At 61.1% G+C, this 18,116-nt stretch carries 14 protein-coding genes; 6 read left to right on the top strand and 8 right to left on the bottom strand.

Features of this window, described 5'->3' with window-relative positions; all coding sequences use genetic code 11:
- The first annotated feature begins 1 nt into the window (after position 1).
- From J3P75_RS07810 to J3P75_RS07790, 5 genes are all read left to right on the top strand, one after another.
- A complete protein-coding gene (locus J3P75_RS07810; protein ID WP_434709838.1) occupies positions 2–934 on the top strand; it encodes an ABC transporter substrate-binding protein in 933 nt (310 codons plus the stop codon).
- A complete protein-coding gene (locus tag J3P75_RS07805) occupies positions 931–2,835 on the top strand; it encodes an ATP-binding protein (RefSeq protein ID WP_434709837.1) in 1,905 nt (634 codons plus the stop codon). The genes J3P75_RS07810 and J3P75_RS07805 overlap by 4 nt, the downstream gene beginning before the upstream one ends.
- 247 nt (positions 2,836–3,082) lie before the next feature.
- Positions 3,083–3,598: a 3-hydroxyacyl-[acyl-carrier-protein] dehydratase FabA gene (gene fabA, locus J3P75_RS07800; protein ID WP_003227150.1), complete on the top strand. Its 516-nt coding sequence runs from the start codon at positions 3,083–3,085 to the stop codon at positions 3,596–3,598.
- Between the two features lie 11 nt (positions 3,599–3,609).
- Positions 3,610–4,830 (top strand): beta-ketoacyl-ACP synthase I, encoded by a 1,221-nt coding sequence (gene fabB / locus J3P75_RS07795; protein WP_434709836.1) that lies wholly within the window; start codon positions 3,610–3,612, stop codon positions 4,828–4,830.
- A gap of 404 nt (positions 4,831–5,234) precedes the next feature.
- Positions 5,235–5,423, top strand: a complete 189-nt coding sequence (locus J3P75_RS07790) for a hypothetical protein (protein ID WP_434709835.1) — start codon at positions 5,235–5,237, stop codon at positions 5,421–5,423.
- Positions 5,424–5,491: 68 nt separating this feature from the next.
- Here J3P75_RS07790 and J3P75_RS07785 read toward each other — a convergent pair whose 3' ends face one another.
- The 8 genes from J3P75_RS07785 to J3P75_RS07750 all read right to left on the bottom strand — a co-directional run bounded on the left by J3P75_RS07785 (position 5,492) and on the right by J3P75_RS07750 (position 15,107).
- Entirely contained in the window at positions 5,492–6,034 is a 543-nt protein-coding gene (locus J3P75_RS07785) for a DUF2058 domain-containing protein (protein ID WP_090285301.1), read from the bottom strand.
- 25 nt (positions 6,035–6,059) lie between these two features.
- On the bottom strand, positions 6,060–6,893 hold the full coding sequence (gene mazG, locus J3P75_RS07780) for a nucleoside triphosphate pyrophosphohydrolase (protein WP_434709834.1): 834 nt from the start codon (positions 6,891–6,893) through the stop codon (positions 6,060–6,062).
- A gap of 139 nt (positions 6,894–7,032) precedes the next feature.
- Positions 7,033–9,276, bottom strand: coding sequence for a GTP diphosphokinase (gene relA, locus J3P75_RS07775; RefSeq protein WP_090285304.1), 2,244 nt, complete (start codon positions 9,274–9,276; stop codon positions 7,033–7,035).
- A gap of 101 nt (positions 9,277–9,377) precedes the next feature.
- Positions 9,378–10,754, bottom strand: coding sequence for a 23S rRNA (uracil(1939)-C(5))-methyltransferase RlmD (gene rlmD, locus J3P75_RS07770; protein ID WP_434709833.1), 1,377 nt, complete (start codon positions 10,752–10,754; stop codon positions 9,378–9,380).
- Positions 10,754–11,656, bottom strand: a complete 903-nt coding sequence (gene cysM, locus J3P75_RS07765) for a cysteine synthase CysM (RefSeq protein WP_434711240.1) — start codon at positions 11,654–11,656, stop codon at positions 10,754–10,756. The genes rlmD and cysM overlap by 1 nt, the downstream gene beginning before the upstream one ends.
- Positions 11,657–11,763: 107 nt before the next feature.
- Positions 11,764–12,789, bottom strand: coding sequence for a PDDEXK nuclease domain-containing protein (locus tag J3P75_RS07760; protein ID WP_434709832.1), 1,026 nt, complete (start codon positions 12,787–12,789; stop codon positions 11,764–11,766).
- Positions 12,790–12,973: 184 nt separating this feature from the next.
- Positions 12,974–14,398 carry a histidine kinase sensor domain-containing protein gene (locus J3P75_RS07755; RefSeq protein ID WP_434709831.1) on the bottom strand — a complete coding sequence of 475 codons (1,425 nt, stop codon included), beginning with the start codon at positions 14,396–14,398 and terminating at the stop codon, positions 12,974–12,976.
- On the bottom strand, positions 14,385–15,107 hold the full coding sequence (locus J3P75_RS07750; RefSeq protein WP_434596259.1) for a response regulator transcription factor: 723 nt from the start codon (positions 15,105–15,107) through the stop codon (positions 14,385–14,387). Before J3P75_RS07750 ends, J3P75_RS07755 begins: the two co-directional genes overlap by 14 nt.
- Before the next feature lie 219 nt (positions 15,108–15,326).
- Between J3P75_RS07750 and J3P75_RS07745 the strand changes: the two genes are divergently transcribed.
- Positions 15,327–18,080, top strand: coding sequence for a response regulator (locus J3P75_RS07745; protein WP_434711238.1), 2,754 nt, complete (start codon positions 15,327–15,329; stop codon positions 18,078–18,080).
- The last annotated feature ends 36 nt before the right edge of the window (positions 18,081–18,116 follow it).

The raw sequence follows: 18,116 nt of genomic DNA, 5'->3' as shown, positions 1-18,116 counted from the left end.
GATGCGCTACGGCCGGTCACGGAAGACACCGACCCTGAGTCACTGGCTGGCCGGGCTGTTTCTGTTCGTCAGTGCGTGGCTGCACGGGGTCGCGGTGCAGGCCGCCGACATCCTGCTGACCGGCGCCGAGGACAGCCCCGGCGTGCAAGCCTTCGTCCAGGCGCTGAGCGAGTTGCGCCCGACCGACAGCGTGCGTTTCCAGCCATTGGCCAGTTTGCCGGCGCCGGGCAAATTGCCGGCCAGCCTGCGCTTGATCCTGCTGGATTTGCCGAGTCTGGACTGGCGCCTGCAAGAACCTCAGGGCCCGGCGACGCTGGTGTTGCGCATCAGCCGCTTGCAGGCGCGGCAACGCTTGGGCAGCAGCCAGCCGGTGCGCTTGAGTCTGCTCTGGAGTGATCCGCCGTTGAGCCGGCAATTGCAATTGATCCGGCGAATTCTGCCGCAGGCGCGGCGCGTGGGGGTGCTGTTCGGCGAGCACAGCGAATTTCTCCTCAAGGAACTCAACCTCGCCGCCGAACCGTTGGGCCTGCATGTTTTCAGTCAGCGCTGGGACAACATCCACGACAGCCGCCCGTTGCAAGCGGTGCTGAAGAACAGCGACGTGCTGCTCGGCCTCGACGATCCCGATCTGTACAGCCCGAAAACTGCGAAAAACCTGTTGCTCAGCAGCTATTCGCGGCAGACGGCAATGGTGGGCCCCAACATCGCCTTCGTCCGGGCCGGCAGCCTCGCCAGCACCTACAGCGATCAGCACGACTGGCTGAGTCTGCTCGACCAGTTGCTCGACCAGCCACCGGCCAGTTGGCCACGAGCGCTCTATCCCGCACGCTTCAAAGTCTCAAGTAATGCGCAGGTGGCTCGTTCTCTGGGTATCGAACCGCCCGATGATGTGTCTGTCGCCAGCCTGCTGGCTGAAGGAGAGCGCCGCCCATGAATTTCCGTCGCCGTTGGGACATCAACACCCGCACCCAGTTGATCAGTCTAGGCCCGGCACTGTTGCTGACCTTGCTGTTGATCAGCTTCTTCACCTTTGTGCGCATTCAGGATCTGCGTCAGGAGCTGACTCACACCGGGCAACTGATTGCCAACCAACTGGCGCCCGCCACCGAATACGGGGTGATTTCCGGTAATAACGAAGTGCTGGAAAGCCTGCTCAAAGCCACGCTAGCCACGCCCAATGTGCGTTTTCTTGAGGTCCAGGACAGCGCCAACCGGATTCTGGTCTACGTCGAGCAACCGGCCGATGCGCACCGGCGGCCGCATCAGGTCGAAGTGTTCCAGGCACCGGTGCGCCTGCAACGCATCGCTCTGCACAATGATTTTTTCCAAGATGGCAAAGTCAGCAATGGCGGGACTGGCGAGGACTATCTGGGGCGGGTGATCGTCGGTCTGTCCAACGATGCGTTCAGTCAGCGCCAGCAGGAAATCCTCCTCAAGGCTGCCATTCTCGCGCTGTTCGCCCTGCTTTTTACCTTTGTGCTGGCACGGCGTCTGGCCGGCAGTCTGTCGCAGCCGATCCGCAAAATCGGTGATGCGGTCAAGGCGATTCAGGATGGCGATTACAAAGCCCCGCTGCCGATAGTCGACGACACCGAACTCGGCGCCCTGTCGCAACACATCAACAACCTCGCCCAGGCGCTGGAACAGGCCAGCCGCGAGCAGCATCAGGCAATGGCGCAACTGATCCAGACCCGTGAAGAGGCAGAAAAGGCCAACAACGCCAAATCCGACTTTCTGGCGATGATGAGCCATGAACTGCGCACGCCCATGAACGGCGTACTGGGCATGCTGCAATTGCTCGAAACCACCGAGATGACCGACGAGCAGGTCGAATACGCCGCCCTCGCTTCGGAGTCCACCGAACACCTGCTGAAGGTGATCAACGACATTCTCGATTTCTCGCGCATCGAACGTTCGGAACTGGAGCTGGAGCACATTCCGTTCAACCTCGCCGAACTGATCGGCGCCTGCGCGCAGTCGTTCCAGCACAGCGCGGCGCAACGTGGTCTGGCCTTGAACCTGCGCATCCCCGATGACCTGCGCGGCTTGCAGGTGCAGGGCGATCCGACGCGGATCCGGCAGATTCTGGTCAATCTGGTCGGCAACGCGCTGAAGTTCACCGAGCAGGGCCGTGTCAGTATCGAGGCGCAGTGGCAATCGCTGGATCACGAACTGCTGTGGTTCACCTGCTCGGTGCGCGACAGCGGCATCGGTATTTCCTCCGAAAGCCTGGAACTGATGTTCAACGCCTTTCAGCAGGCCGACAGCTCGATCTCGCGGCGTTACGGCGGCACCGGGCTCGGCTTGCCGATCGCCCGCACTTTGGCCGAGCGCATGGGCGGCACGTTGCGCGCGCAAAGCGAGGAAGGTCGCGGCTCGGTGTTCACCCTGGAAATCCCCTTGGCGCTGTACAAACAGGCCTTGCTGCCGCTGGCCGCGCCGCGAGCGCTCAACGCCAGGGAACACGGCGAAGGCCGCCATGTGCTGCTGGTCGAAGACAACCCGGTGAATCAGACCGTGATCGAAGCGATGCTGCGCAGTCTGGGCTTTGCGGTCACCGTCGCCACCGATGGCGCGCAAGCCGTGCGCAGTGCCGAGAGCGGCGCTTTCGAAGCGATTTTGATGGATTGCCGCTTGCCGATCATCGACGGCTACGAGGCCACGCGGCAGATCCGCCGCCTGCCCGGACGCAGCGAGGTGCCGATCATCGCCCTGACCGCCAATGCCTTGCAGGGCGACCGCGAAACCTGCCTGTCGGCGGGGATGAACGATTATCTGGCGAAGCCGTTCAAACGTAATGATCTGCAGCAGATTCTGCAGCGCTGGGTGTCGTAACGTGGGCCTTTCGACCATCTGCGACTGGCGTGAAAAGCGAAAGTGCGGCAGTCTTAGGCACCCGAACGAGCCCCAAAAGGGGCTTGAATAAAAATTTCAGTGCACAAGTGTACATTCATGTCCTTGGTGCTGTGACTTTCACCACAACGCAATAGTCTATGAGTAGGCTGCCGGTTCGAGGCATGAACGCTTCGAACGGTCGGGAAGATTTGCCCCACCTGCCGCATGGGATTATTGAGGAGCTCGCATGACCAAACAAAACGCCTTTACTCGGGAAGATCTGCTGCGCTGCAGTCGCGGTGAGCTGTTCGGCCCAGGTAACGCGCAACTGCCCGCCCCGAACATGCTGATGGTGGATCGCATCACCCTGATCAGCGAAGAAGGCGGCAAGTACGGCAAAGGTGAATTGGTCGCCGAGCTGGATATCAACCCTGACCTGTGGTTCTTCGCGTGCCACTTCGAAGGCGATCCGGTAATGCCGGGCTGCCTGGGTCTGGATGCCATGTGGCAATTGGTCGGCTTCTTCCTGGGCTGGCAAGGCCTGCCGGGCCGCGGCCGTGCGCTGGGTTCGGGCGAAGTGAAATTCTTCGGCCAGGTCCTGCCGACCGCCAAGAAAGTCACTTACAACATTCATATCAAACGCGTCCTCAAGGGCAAGCTGAACCTGGCCATCGCCGATGGTTCGGTGACTGTCGACGGTCGCGAAATCTACACCGCCGAAGGCCTTCGCGTCGGCGTGTTCACCTCCACTGACAACTTCTAAGGGTTATTCGCATGCGCCGCGTCGTTATCACTGGTCTGGGCATCGTTTCGTGCCTGGGCAATGACAAAGAGACCGTCTCCGCTAACCTGCGTGCAAGCCGCCCTGGCATCCGGTTCAACCCGGAATACGCCGAAATGGGTCTGCGTAGCCAGGTTTCCGGCTCCATCGACCTCAACCTTGAAGAACTGATCGATCGCAAGATCTATCGCTTCGTCGGTCACGCAGCGGCTTACGCCTACCTGGCCATGAAAGACGCCATTGCTGACTCCGGCCTGACCGAAGAGCAAGTGTCCAACCCGCGCACTGGCCTGATCGCCGGTTCCGGTGGTGCCTCCACGCTGAACCAGATGGAAGCGCTGGACATCCTGCGCGAGAAAGGCGTGAAGCGCGTTGGCCCGTACCGCGTAACGCGGACCATGAGCAGCACCGTTTCTGCTTGCCTGGCCACCCCGTTCAAGATCAAGGGCCTGAACTACTCCATCGCGTCTGCCTGCGCCACCAGCGCTCACTGCATCGGTACCGCCATGGAACAGATCCAGATGGGCAAGCAGGACATCGTCTTCGCCGGCGGCGGTGAAGAAGAACACTGGAGCCAGTCGTTCCTGTTCGACGCCATGGGCGCGCTGTCCAGCAAGCGTAACGAAACGCCTGAACAGGCTTCCCGTGCCTACGACGCCGACCGTGACGGTTTCGTCATCGCGGGCGGCAGCGGCATGGTCGTGGTCGAAGAGCTGGAACACGCTCTGGCCCGCGGCGCGAAAATCTACGCGGAAATCGTCGGCTACGGCGCGACCTCCGACGGCTACGACATGGTTGCCCCGAGTGGCGAAGGCGCGATCCGCTGCATGCAGCAGGCGCTGTCCACCGTCGACACCCCGATCGACTACCTGAACACCCACGGCACCTCGACTCCGGTCGGTGACGTCGCGGAAATGAAAGGTGTGCGTGAAGTGTTCGGCGACAAGGCTCCGGCGATCAGCTCGACCAAGAGCCTGTCCGGTCACTCCCTGGGCGCCGCCGGCGTTCACGAAGCGATCTACTGCATGCTGATGATGGAAGGCAACTTCATTGCCGGCTCCGCCAACATCGACGAGCTGGACCCAGAAGTGGCCGACCTGCCGGTGCTGACCAAGACCCGTGAAAACGCCACCATCAACACCGTGATGAGCAACAGCTTCGGCTTCGGCGGCACCAACGCCACGCTGGTGCTGAAACGTTGGGAAGGCAAGTAATTCCCCGCAGCTTCGCCGCACATGAAAACGCCCCGACTGGTTCGGGGCGTTTTTTTTGGTCTGCCAAAACCTCATGACTCCACCCAATGATCGTTCCCACGCTCTGCGTGGGAATGCAGCCCGTGACGCTCCGCGTCACTGGACGCGGAGCGTCCCTTGAGGCATTCCCACGCAGAGCGTGGGAACGATCAACGATCAATTTAGGGGTGTCTGAAGATGAAACGTTTGTCATGAAACCAAACGCCCTGCGACCGAATGTCGCGGATTACGCGGGCTGCAGCACTGTTGCAAAATACGCAACAACACCTTGCGCAAATCGGGCGTTTACTTAGCTGGCTAACAAAACCTATAACAGAGTCCTGCACAGGCCTTGCTGCAGACAACCTGAGATTTGGAGCTAGCAGATGACTGTAAAAGTAACTGAACGCGACGATTCACACATGTCCCACGAAGGCGTAGCCGCCGGTATCCGCATCTGGGATGTGCATCAACAAGACATGCTGGTCGGCATGTTCCACAGCGAAGTCGATGCCCATAACTACAAGGCCGAACTCGAAGTCCAAGAGCAACAACGCGACGCCCGCTCCTCCTGAAACAACCACAGCATTGAAAACGACAAACCCCGCCATGAGCGGGGTTTGTCGTTGTGGCCTTCAGCGGATTACCACATCAGGTCATCCGGGATCTGGTACGCCGCGTACGGATCGTCCTCGGTGCTGACCTCTTCGGTCTTCACGTTGAGCTGGACGATGCGCTGTGGGTCGCGCTCCTGGATCTTCAGCGCGGCTTCACGGGGGATCACTTCGTAACCGCCGTTATGATGGACGATCGCCAGTGAACCATTGCTGAGCTTGTTGCGCATCAGCGTGTTGACCGAGATGCGCTTGACCTTCTTGTCGTCGACGAAGTTGTAGTAGTCCTCGGTGGTCAGCTTCGGCAGACGCGAGACTTCGATCAACTGCTTGACCTGCGCGGCACGCGCCTTGGCTTCGGCCTTCTCTTTCGCCTGACGGTTCAGCTCCTGGTCGCGCTTGACCTTCTCGGCCATGGCTTCCTGAGCGGCGCGCTGCTGCGAGTCATCCAGTTCGATCTGACCCTTGTGAGCCAGGCGCTGCTGCTTCTGCTTGTCCTTGCTGACCTGCTTGGCCTGCTTTTGATTGACCAGGCCTGCTTTGAGCAACTGGTCGCGAAGGGAAATACTCATGGTGCTTACTCACTTGGGCAGTGGCTCAGCCGCAGCCGGGCACATTCTTTTCCTGACGTTTGGCTTCGCCCCAGAGGGCGTCCAACTCTTCGAGGGTACAATCTTCCATGGGACGGTGGGTGTCGCGCAATGCCTGTTCGATAAAACGGAAACGTCTTTCAAACTTGCCATTGGCGCCACGCAATGCGGTTTCCGGATCGACCTTCAGATGCCGGGCCAGATTGACCACGGAGAACAGCAGGTCGCCGACCTCGTCGGCCACTGCGACGGGATCGTTTTCGGCCATGGCTTCGAGCACTTCGTCGAGCTCTTCACGCACCTTGTCGAGCACCAGTAAGGCATCAGGCCAGTCGAAACCGACCTGTGCGGCGCGCTTTTGCAACTTCGCGGAACGCGACAATGCCGGCAGCGCGGCCGGCACATCGTCGAGCAAGGACAACTGCTCGGGCGCTGCGGACTTCTCCGCGCGCTCCTCGGCCTTGATCTCTTCCCAGCGCTGCTTGACCTGCGCTTCGCTCAGACGCGGCACGTCGAGCGGCGCGTACAGATCGCCGGTGGGGAATACGTGCGGATGCCGGCGGATCAGCTTGCGGGTGATGCTGTCGATCACCCCGGCAAATTCGAAACGCCCTTCTTCCTTGGCCAACTGGCTGTAATACACCACCTGAAACAGCAGATCGCCAAGTTCTCCCTGCAAATGATCGAAGTCACCGCGCTCGATGGCGTCGGCCACTTCGTAGGCTTCTTCGAGGGTGTGCGCAACGATGGTCGCGTAAGTCTGCTTGATGTCCCATGGGCAACCGAACTGCGGATCGCGCAGGCGGGACATCAGGTGGAGCAGGTCTTCGAGTGAATACAATTTTATAACTCTCTTCCATATTGATCGTTCCCACGCTCTGCGTGGGAATGCAGCCCGTGACGCTCCGCGTCACTGGACGCAGAGCGTCCCTTGAGGCATTCCCACGCGGAGCGTGGGAACGATCAATCGGCGTTGGTCTTCACGGGGTACGGTTACGCCGCGTTTCGATGATGTTCGGCAACTGCGAAATCCGCCCCAGCAAGCGTCCCAGCGCGTCCAGACCGGGAATCTCGATGGTCAGCGACATCAGTGCGGTGTTGTCTTCCTTGTTCGAGCGGGTGTTGACCGCCAGCACGTTGATGCGCTCGTTGAGCAGCACCTGCGAGACGTCACGCAGCAGACCGGAACGGTCGTAGGCGCGGATGACAATGTCCACCGGATAAGTGAGCACCGGCACCGGGCCCCAGCTGACCTGAATGATCCGCTCCGGCTCGCGACCGCCCAGTTGCAGCACCGAGGCGCAGTCCTGACGGTGAATACTCACGCCGCGGCCCTGAGTGATGTAGCCGACGATCGCATCGCCCGGCAGCGGCTGGCAGCAGCCGGCCATCTGCGTCATCAGGTTGCCGACGCCCTGGATCTGAATGTCGCCACGCTTGCCCGGTTTGTAGCCGGTGGCTTTACGCGGGATCAGTTCCAGCTGTTCGTTGCCGCGTTCCGGCTCGACCAGTTGCTGCGCGAGGTTGACCAGTTGCGCCAGGCGCAAGTCGCCGGCACCGAGGGCGGCGAACATGTCTTCGGCGGTTTTCATGTTGGCCTTGTCGGCCAGCTTGTCGAAGTCCACTGCCGGCAGGCCGAGGCGCGTCAGTTCGCGCTCGATCAGGGTCTTGCCGGCCGCGACGTTCTGGTCGCGCGCCTGCAATTTGAACCAGTGCACGATCTTCGCCCGCGCCCGCGACGTGGTGACGTAACCGAGGTTCGAGTTCAACCAGTCGCGGCTCGGCGTGCCGTGCTTGCTGGTGATGATCTCGACCTGTTCACCGGTCTGCAGGCTGTAGTTGAGCGGGACGATGCGCCCGTTGATCTTCGCGCCGCGGCAGTTGTGGCCGATCTCGGTGTGCACGCGGTAGGCGAAGTCCAGCGGCGTCGCGCCTTTGGGCAAGTCGATGGCGTGACCGTCGGGGGTAAAGATGTAGACCCGGTCCGGCTCGATATCGACGCGCAGCTGTTCGGCCAGCCCGCCGATGTCGCCCAGCTCTTCGTGCCACTCGAGCACCTGACGCAGCCAGGAGATTTTCTCTTCGTAGTGGTTGGAACCGGATTTGACGTCAGTGCCCTTGTAGCGCCAGTGCGCGCAGACGCCGAGTTCGGCCTCTTCGTGCATCGAGTGTGTACGGATCTGTACCTCGAGGACCTTGCCTTCCGGGCCGATCACCGCGGTGTGCAGCGAGCGATAGCCGTTCTCTTTCGGGTTGGCGATGTAGTCGTCGAATTCTTTCGGGATGTGCCGCCACAAGGTGTGGACGATGCCCAGCGCGGTGTAGCAGTCGCGCATTTCCGGAACCAGCACGCGCACCGCACGCACGTCGTAGATCTGGCTGAACTCCAGACCCTTGCGCTGCATTTTGCGCCAGATCGAATAGATGTGTTTGGCCCGCCCGCTGATGTCGGCCTCGACACCGGTGGCCTGCAATTCATCCTTGAGCTGGGTCATCACGTCAGCGATGAAACGCTCGCGGTCCAGCCGTCGCTCGTGGAGCAACTTGGCGATCTGTTTGTATTGATCGGGCTCGAGGTAACGGAAGGACAAGTCCTCCAGTTCCCACTTGATATGACCGATGCCGAGGCGGTGCGCGAGCGGCGCATAAATGTCGAAGACTTCGCGGGCGACGCGGTTACGTTTTTCGTCGTCAGCGGTCTTCACCGCACGGATCGCGCAGGTGCGCTCGGCCAGCTTGATCAGCGCGACGCGCACGTCATCGACCATGGCCACGAGCATCTTGCGCAGGTTCTCTACCTGCCCTTGCGTGCCCATGACCATCGACTGGCGCGGGCTGAGGCTGGCGCTGATGGCAGCCATGCGCTGCACACCGTCGATCAGCTTGGCCACCACCGGGCCGAAACGCTGGCCGACGGCGGCGAGTTCGATCTGGCCCTCGCGTACGCCGCGATACAGGACCGCCGCGACCAGCGAATCCTGATCGAGCTTGAGGTCGGCGAGGATCTCGGCGATTTCAAGCCCGGTGCTGAAACTGCCGGAGCCCTCGGCCCACAGATTCTTCTTCGCGTTGGATTGCTGCTCCGCCTCGCGAGCGAACTCGCAGGCTTCCTTCAAGGCTTCGCGATCCAGTGCCAGATCGACACTGACCGCGTGATCGAGCCAAGCCTCGAGATTGATACTGCCGTCGGTGTTGATCGGCTGGTGTGCTCTCACCTGTACCATGTCGCTTTACCTTCCCTACGACGCAGATTCAATGCGTCAAATCGCTGATCCTCATCGTCCGGTGGCGCTCGCGGGGCTCAGGCGAGCGCGGCACGGACAGATCAGACGGATTCAGACGAGCCGTCCTGGCTCGCTTCAAATAACGCCATGGCCTCGACATGTGCCGTCTGAGGAAACATATCGAGAATCCCGGCACGTTTTAACCGGTAGCCCTGCTTGATCAATTCGACCGTGTCGCGCGCCAGAGTTGCAGGGTTGCACGACACATACACCAGCCGTTTGGCACCCAGGCTCGCCAGCTTGCGCACCACCTCGAAAGCACCGTCACGGGGTGGGTCCAAGAGTACCGCAGAAAAGCCGTTTCCGATCCACTGGGCATCGGTCAAAGGCTGGGATAAATCGGCTTGAAAAAACTTTGTGTTATGCAAATTGTTACTGACGGCGTTGGCTTTGGCGCGCTCGACCATGGTCTGTACGCCTTCGACCGCGACCACTTCACGCACGCTTTGAGCCAAGGGCAACGCAAAGTTGCCGAGACCGCAAAACAGATCCAGCACGCGTTCCTCTGCCCTCGGCTTCAGCCAGTCCAGCGCCTGCGCGACCATCGCCTCGTTGACGCCGGCATTGACCTGAACGAAGTCGCCGGGGCGGTAGGCCAGATCCAGGTCCCACTGTTCCAGGCGATAACCCAGCACCTGGCTGGCGTCGACCGGTTGCGGCTCGCCTTCGCCATGCAGCCACAATTGCGCCTCATGAAACTGGCAGAAATCCTTGAGGACCGTCAGGTCCGCTTCGGACAGCGGCGCCATGTGCCGCAGCAACACGGCCAGTGACGAGCCGCTGAACAATTCGACATGCCCCAGCGCTTGCGGCTTGCTCAAGCGCCGCAGCATCTCCGGCAAACGGGTCATGATCGGTTGCAAGGGCTGTACCAGCACCGGGCATTCGCTGATCGCGACAATGTCCTGACTGCCGGCGGCGCGGAAACCCACTTCGAGTTGCTTTGCCTTCATGTCCCAACGCACCGCAATCCGCGCGCGACGGCGATAGCCGAACTCCGGGCCGGTCAACGGCGCGGCCCATTCTTGCGGCTCAACGCCGGCAACCCGCGACAATTGCTCGGCGAGCATGCGCTGTTTCAGGGCGAGCTGTTCGTCGTGGGGCAAGTGCTGCACGCTGCAACCGCCGCAACGACCGGCGTGCGGGCATGGCGCAGGGCGGCGCAATTCGCTGGCCTTGAACACGCGCTCGGTGCGCGCCTCGACGACTTTACCGTGGGCGCCAAGCACCCGCGCTTCGACCTCTTCGCCAGCGAGGGCGCCGAGGACGAACCAGGTTTTGCCTTCGAAAAAGGCGATACCGCGACCGTCATTGGCCAGGCGCTCGATGTTCAAGCGCTGCTTTTTGCCGGTCGGGATTTGCGCGGCCTTGCTACCGCCGGTGGGCTGGAAGCGCAGGCCTCTCTCGTGTTTGGCCATCAGTTGGGCGCGTCGAAAATGCCGGTCGACAGGTAACGGTCGCCACGGTCGCAGATGATCGCGACGATCACCGCGTTTTCAACTTCTTTGGACAAGCGCAGCATCGCTGCCACCGCACCGCCCGAGGACACGCCGCAGAAGATGCCTTCTTCGCGGGCCAGGCGACGGGTGACGTCTTCGGCTTCGCTTTGCGCCATGTCGACGATGCGGTCGACGCGGTCGGCCTGATAGATCTTCGGCAGGTATTCCTGCGGCCAGCGGCGGATCCCGGGAATGGCCGAGCCTTCCATCGGTTGCAGGCCGACGATCTGCACGCTGTCGCTCTGCTCTTTCAAGTAGCGCGAAACGCCCATGATGGTGCCGGTAGTGCCCATCGAACTAACAAAATGGGTGATGCTGCCCTGGGTCTGGCGCCAGATTTCCGGACCGGTGGTGGTGTAGTGCGCTTCGGGGTTATCACCGTTGGCGAACTGATCGAGCACCTTGCCACGGCCTTCGGCTTCCATGCGCTGCGCCAGATCGCGCGCGCCTTCCATGCCTTCTTCCTGGCTGACCAGAATCAACTCGGCGCCATACGCGGTCATCGCCGCTTTACGCTCGGCGCTGGAATTGTCCGGCATGATCAGGATCATCTTGTAACCCTTGATCGCGGCAGCCATGGCCAGGGCGATCCCGGTGTTGCCGGAGGTCGCCTCGATCAGCGTATCGCCGGCCTGGATCTGCCCGCGCAACTCGGCGCGGGTGATCATCGACAGCGCCGGACGGTCCTTGACCGAACCCGCCGGGTTGTTCCCTTCGAGCTTGAGCAATAGGGTGTTGCTGGTGGCTCCGGGCAGGCGCTGCAAACGCACCAGCGGAGTGTTGCCGACGCAATCGGCGATGGTTGGGTACTGCAAGGTCATGGCGTATTCGCAATCCAGACGTGCGGGGGCGCCTATCATACCGGCAAACCCGCGCAGGCCATATCACGCAAAGTGCGGTGCTTATGGTTTATGGGAATAAGCGCACGCTAGTCAGCGTTTTCCATTTGGGCGGTGTCCAGTGCGTAGAACTCATGCAACTTGGCTTGGAGCAACTGCTTATCCGGCAAACAGGTTTGATATTGCGCAATCAGCGCAGGCGAGAGGCTACGATTGAGAGCGTACTCGACCACCTCATCTTCCTTGCTCGCACAAAGCAGAACTCCGATCGCTGGGTTTTCGTGAGGCTTGCGCACATTGCGATCCAGCGCCTCCAGATAGAAATCCAGCTTGCCGAGGTATTCCGGCTCAAAACGGCCGACCTTGAGTTCAATGGCTACAAGGCAGTTGAGCCCTCGGTGGAAGAACAAAAGATCGAGTGAGAAATCCCGGCCGCCGACTTGCAGCGGATATTCGGAACCGACAAAGCAGAAGTCGCGACCAAGTTCGATCAGGAATTCCTTGAGGCGGGATAGCAGTCCCTGGTGCAAATCGGTTTCAGAATGAGCAGAGGGCAGATCGAGAAATTCGACCACGTAGGAATCGCGGAATATCTCGAGAGCTTCGGGGCGGGATTGCTGCAGTGCCGCGGAGGCTTTTGCTGGATCAGTGACACTTCGCTCGAACAGAGCCGTTTTGAATTGGCGTTCCAACTCTCTTGTAGACCATTTCTCCTGAATGGCCATCCGCAGATAAAACTCACGCTCTTCAGAGAGCTTACTCTGAGTCAAAATGAGTAAATTATGAGTCCACGGCAATTGTGTCAGCAGTGCTGACACTTTCTGATCACCCCGATAAGCCTCATAAAACTGGCGCATCCGAAACAGATTCCGACGGGTGAACCCTCGTAATCCCGGTTGTGTCAGAGCCAAATGTTCGGCCAATTGGCCCACCACGGAATCGCCCCACTCCGCCCGCTCAATCTTACGACTGATGTGCGCCCCCACCTGCCAATAAAGCTCAATCAGCTGTGTATTGACCGCCTGCATGGCCTTATGCCTGGAACTGTGAATCAACGCGAGCACTTCATTGAAACGATCGCCATCTGAGCTGCCGGTAAGGCTGGATGCATTCATGCGCAATTCCTTGAAGGTTAGGTGAAGCACGAGCCTAAACCGTTCAGGAAGCCTGAAATGACCGCTGGTGCCGCTTGGGAAATGTCATACAGAAAAAGGCGAGCGCTCCGTCAACCCAGCGGTATTGAAGCCATGGATGGACTACATCGCGAGCAGGCTCACTCCTACAAAAGAGTTATGTTGTTCACACAACCTGCGCCGAACCCAGCTCCATTGTGGGAGCGAGCCTGCTCGCGAACGCGTCAGAACTGGCGACACCATCATCCGCCAGCAAGCGCAAATTCAGCCGCAGCCCCGCCCCGGCATTCTCGGCCCAGAGCAACCCGCCCTGGCGCTGCACCGCATTGCGCGCAATGCTCAAGCCCAAACCAAACCCGCCATCACCGGGCCGCGAGCCGTCGAGTCGGATGAACGGCGAAAAAATTCGCTCCAGATCCGCTTCAGCCACGCCGCCGCCCTGGTCTTCCAGCCAAAAATGCCAATAAGCACCATCACGCCGGCCAGCGAGCCGGACGATGCCGCCCTCGGGCGAATGCCGAATGGCATTGCGCAAAATATTCTCCAGCGCTTGCGCCAAGGTATTGAGATGGCCGCGTACCCAGCACGACGCATCGACCGAACATTGCAACTGCAGGCTCGGCCAGCCGCTTTCGTAACAGGCGTTGTCGGTGAGCATTTCCCAGAGGGCCTGAATCTGGATCGCTTCGTCCGGTAACGGTGTGCGGTCGGTGTCGAGCCAGGCCAGTTGCAAAGTGTCTTCGACCAGCCGCTGCATGCCGTCGACCTCGCGGCCGATGCGTTCGCGCAACTGTGGCAGCCCTTGCTCGCCTTCACTGGCGACACGCAGGCGGCTCAGTGGCGTGCGGAGTTCATGGGATAAATCGCGCAACAGTTGCTGTTGCACGGCGACGGTGGTTTGCAGACGTTCGGACATCGAATCGAACGCGCGGGCCAGCTCACCGAGTTCGTCGGGGCGCTGGGTCATGCCACTCGACAGGCGCACATTCAATTGGTCGGCGCGCCAGGCGTTGGCCTGTTCGCGCAGATTATTCAGGGGCACCACCAGCAAGCGGTACAGGCCGACGCACAACAACAAAGTGAACAGCCCGGGAATCACGCCATTGGTGATGACGCGCCAGAACACCCGGTATTTGCCCGGCACGAAGCGCTCCGGCAATTCGATGACGAGAATGCCGGCCGCCGGCTCGTGGGGAAACGGCACACGCAGCCAAGGTCGGCCCTTTTTGTGGATCGGCCAGTCGAGGCCGCGCAGAAAGGTCAGGTGCTGCACTTCCGCCTCGTTCAACGGTTCGCTGCTCAGCGACTGCAAATTGCCGCCAATCACGCCGACCCAACTGGCCTCGCGCAATTCCATGCTTTGCAGCCAGTCATCCACACCGTGGCGACCGCCGTGCTGCCACGCCTGCTCCGCTTGGGCGGCATAGCGACTGAGCGTGCCGCGAGCCTCGTCGGAGAGGAATTGATTACGCTCTTCCATGTAGCGGCCCCACGACCAGCTCAGCCAGATCATCAGCAGACAGAACGCCACCAGCAGCAAAGCCAGTTTCCAGAACAGCGAATGCCGCCCTGGCAGTTCAGAGCGTTTCATCGGCGCCACTCAATACGTAGCCCTTGCCCCAAACCGTGCGCACTTCGCGCTCGGTGTAACCGATGGCTTTGAGTTTGCGGCGGATCTGGCTGATGTGCATGTCGAGGCTGCGGTCATGGGCGGCATAGCCGCGCTGCAGCACATGCTGATAAAGGAAGGCTTTGCTCAGCACTTCCTCCTCGTTGCGGTTGAGGGTGTCGAGCAAGCGGAACTCGCTGCGGGTCAGCCCGGCGGCTTGCTCGCGGAAAAACACCTCGCACTGTTCATCGTCGAAGCGCAGCGCCCCGCTTGCTGCCGGCAGCGCAGCCGCCGCCGGACGGCGATCGAGGGCGACACGGCGCAGGATCGCTTCGATACGCACATGCAACTCGGCCATGCTGAACGGCTTGGGCAAATAGTCGTCGGCACCGAGACGAAAGCCGCTGATGCGATCGGCCTCGGCGCCAAGTGCCGACATCAACAGCACCGGGGTCGAATGGCTCTGGCGCAATTGCGTCAACAGGTTCAAGCCGTCCAGGCCCGGCAAGAGGATATCCATCAGCACCACGTCGAACGGCTGGTCCCTGGCGATGTTGAGGCCTTCCTCGCCATTCTGGCACCAGGTCACCTTAAAGCCGCTGCGGCCCAGATGTTCATGCACGTAGGCACCGAGCACCGGATCGTCTTCGATGGAAAGAATGCGTGGCTGGCCAACGGAAACAGGAGTCATGAGTATCTGCAAGTAATTCTCAGTTGAGCACGATTATTCAAGATTGCCGGGCTTGCGGCAACTCCAGGTTCGGTCATCAGACCAACGCGCTTGTGCCGGCCTCGCCATCGCTGGCACATTTTTCCGAAGATTGCCTGCGAGCAAATCGCTACACTGCGCCCATGTCGCGTGCCGGATGCACGCATGAGTCAACAGATCAGCGGGATGCAGGAGACAGGCGTGCTCAAGAAACTGGGAATCAAAGGTCGGGTATTGTTGCTGACCTTGTTGCCGACCAGCCTGATGGCGCTGGTGCTGGGCGGGTATTTCACCTGGACGCAGCAGTCCGACCTGCAGACCCAATTGATGCAGCGCGGCGAAATGATCGCCGAGCAACTGGCGCCACTGGTCGCGCCGGCCATGGGCCACGGCAACAACGAACTGCTCGAGCGCATCGCCACACAGTCGCTGGAACAACCCGACGTGCGCGCGGTGACATTCCTCGCCGCGGATCGCTCGCCACTGGCCCACGCCGGCCCGACCATGCTCAATCAGGCGCCGAGCGGCGACAGCGCGCAACTGCAACGACGCAGCGGCAATGACGCCACACGCTATCTGATGCCGGTGTTCGGCAAACACCGCAACCTCGCCGGCGAGCTGATCCCGGAAGAGTCCGACCGCCTGCTCGGCTGGGTCGAGCTGGAGCTGTCGCACAACGGCATGTTGTTGCGCGGCTATCGCAGTCTGTTCGCCAGTCTGCTGTTGATTGCCGCCGGGCTGGCCGGCGCGGCCCTGCTGGCGTTGCGCATGGGGCGCACGATCAACCGCCCGCTCGGGCAGATCAAGCAAGCCGTCGCCCAGCTCAAGGACGGACACCTCGAGACGCGCCTGCCACCGCTCGGCAGCCAGGAACTGGATGAGCTGGCCTCGGGCATCAACCGCATGGCCGGCACCCTGCAGAACGCCCGCGAAGAATTGCAGCACAGTGTCGATCAGGCCACCGAAGACGTACGCCAGAATCTGGAAACCATCGAGATCCAGAACATCGAACTGGACCTGGCGCGCAAAGAGGCGCTGGAGGCGAGCCGGATCAAATCGGAATTTCTCGCCAACATGAGCCACGAGATCCGTACGCCGTTGAACGGCATTCTCGGCTTCACGCATTTATTGCAGAAAAGCGAACTGACCCCGCGCCAGCTCGACTATCTGGGCACCATCGAAAAATCTGCCGACAGCCTGCTGGGGATCATCAACGAGATTCTCGATTTTTCGAAAATCGAGGCCGGCAAACTGGTGCTCGATCATATCCCATTCAACCTGCGCGACCTGCTCCAGGATACCCTGACCATTCTTGCCCCGGCGGCGCACGCCAAGCAGCTGGAACTGGTCAGTCTGGTCTACCGCGACACGCCGCTGTCGCTGGTCGGCGATCCGCTGCGGCTCAAACAGATCCTCACCAACCTGGTCAGCAACGCGATCAAGTTCACCCGCGAAGGCACCATCGTCGCCCGCGCCATGCTGGAAGACGAACACGAAGACAGCGTGCAACTGCGCATCAGCATTCAGGACACCGGGATCGGCCTGTCCAATCAGGATGTACGCGCGTTGTTCCAGGCCTTTAGCCAGGCTGACAATTCACTGTCGCGCCAGCCCGGCGGGACCGGTTTGGGACTGGTGATCTCCAAGCGTCTGATCGAACAAATGGGTGGCGAAATCGGCGTCGACAGCACGCCGGGCGAAGGCTCGGAATTCTGGATCAGCCTGAGCCTGCCGAAAACCCGCGACGACGCCGAAGACATGCCCGCCGCGCCGCTGCTCGGGCGCCGCGTGGCGGTGCTGGAAAACCACGAACTGGCGCGTCAGGCCCTGCAGCATCAACTGGAAGATTGCGGCCTCGATGTCACCCCGTTCAATACCCTCGAGAGCCTGACCAACGGCGTCACCGGCGCGCACCAGACCGATCAGGCGATCGATCTGGCGGTTATCGGGATCACCAGCAACGACATGCTGCCTGAGCGCTTGAATCAGCACATCTGGGACCTCGAACACCTCGGCTGCAAAGTGCTGGTGCTGTGCCCGACCACCGAGCAGACGCTGTTTCATCTGTCGGTACCCAACCCGCACAGCCAGTTGCAGGCCAAACCGGCGTGCACGCGCAAACTGCGTCGAGCCTTGTCCGATCTGGTCAACCCGCGCCAGCCACGCCATGAGCCGGGCGAACCGCTGTCGAGCCGGGCGCCGAAAGTGCTGTGCGTCGATGACAACCCGGCCAACCTGCTGCTGGTGCAAACGCTGCTCGAGGACATGGGCGCCAAGGTCCTTGCGGTGGAAAGCGGTTATGCAGCGGTCAAAGCGGTGCAGACTGAATCCTTCGATCTGGTGCTGATGGATGTGCAGATGCCGGGCATGGACGGTCGCCAGAGCACCGAAGCGATCCGCCTATGGGAAAGCGAGCGGCACAGCACGCCGCTACCGATCGTCGCCCTCACCGCCCACGCCATGGCCAACGAAAAACGCGCGCTGCTGCAAAGCGGCATGGACGATTACCTGACCAAGCCGATCAGCGAACGGCAACTGGCGCAGGTGGTGCTGAAATGGACCGGGTTGGCCCTGCGCAACCAAGCGCCGGAGCGCGGCAGCGACAGCACGGCGAACAGCAATGAATTGCCGGTGCTCGATCACGAAGAAGGTTTGCGTCTGGCCGCCGGCAAGGCCGATCTGGCTGCGGACATGCTGGCGATGCTGCTCGCCTCGCTCGAAGCCGACCGTGAAGCCATCCGCAGCGCTCGCGACAGTCACGATCAGAACGCGCTGCTCGAACGCGTGCATCGCCTGCACGGCGCCACGCGTTACTGCGGCGTACCGCAATTGCGCGCGGCCTGCCAGCGCAGCGAAACCCTGCTCAAGCAAGACGACCCGAAAGCCACTCTGGCGCTGGATGAACTGGAACGGGCGATCAACCGATTGGCGGCGCAGGCGAAGATCAGCGCCTGATCCACGGCAATATCGGGCGGCGCTGTCAGCGCTACA

Origin of the sequence: Pseudomonas sp. R1-1 (genome assembly GCF_051132135.1) — a bacterium.
Lineage (GTDB): Bacteria > Pseudomonadota > Gammaproteobacteria > Pseudomonadales > Pseudomonadaceae > Aquipseudomonas.
This window is presented reverse-complemented; position numbering and strand designations above follow the sequence as displayed.

Coding starts and splice junctions, on each gene's coding strand:
- J3P75_RS07785 (WP_090285301.1), bottom strand. CDS start 6,034: ATGAGTATTTCCCTTCGCGACCAGTTGCTCAAAGCAGGCCTGGTCAAT.
- cysM (WP_434711240.1), bottom strand. CDS start 11,656: ATGACCTTGCAGTACCCAACCATCGCCGATTGCGTCGGCAACACTCCG.
- J3P75_RS07790 (WP_434709835.1), top strand. CDS start 5,235: ATGACTGTAAAAGTAACTGAACGCGACGATTCACACATGTCCCACGAA.
- J3P75_RS07750 (WP_434596259.1), bottom strand. CDS start 15,107: ATGACTCCTGTTTCCGTTGGCCAGCCACGCATTCTTTCCATCGAAGAC.
- J3P75_RS07760 (WP_434709832.1), bottom strand. CDS start 12,789: ATGAATGCATCCAGCCTTACCGGCAGCTCAGATGGCGATCGTTTCAAT.
- relA (WP_090285304.1), bottom strand. CDS start 9,276: ATGGTACAGGTGAGAGCACACCAGCCGATCAACACCGACGGCAGTATC.
- fabA (WP_003227150.1), top strand. CDS start 3,083: ATGACCAAACAAAACGCCTTTACTCGGGAAGATCTGCTGCGCTGCAGT.
- J3P75_RS07810 (WP_434709838.1), top strand. CDS start 2: ATGCGCTACGGCCGGTCACGGAAGACACCGACCCTGAGTCACTGGCTG.
- rlmD (WP_434709833.1), bottom strand. CDS start 10,754: ATGGCCAAACACGAGAGAGGCCTGCGCTTCCAGCCCACCGGCGGTAGC.
- J3P75_RS07805 (WP_434709837.1), top strand. CDS start 931: ATGAATTTCCGTCGCCGTTGGGACATCAACACCCGCACCCAGTTGATC.
- J3P75_RS07755 (WP_434709831.1), bottom strand. CDS start 14,398: ATGAAACGCTCTGAACTGCCAGGGCGGCATTCGCTGTTCTGGAAACTG.
- fabB (WP_434709836.1), top strand. CDS start 3,610: ATGCGCCGCGTCGTTATCACTGGTCTGGGCATCGTTTCGTGCCTGGGC.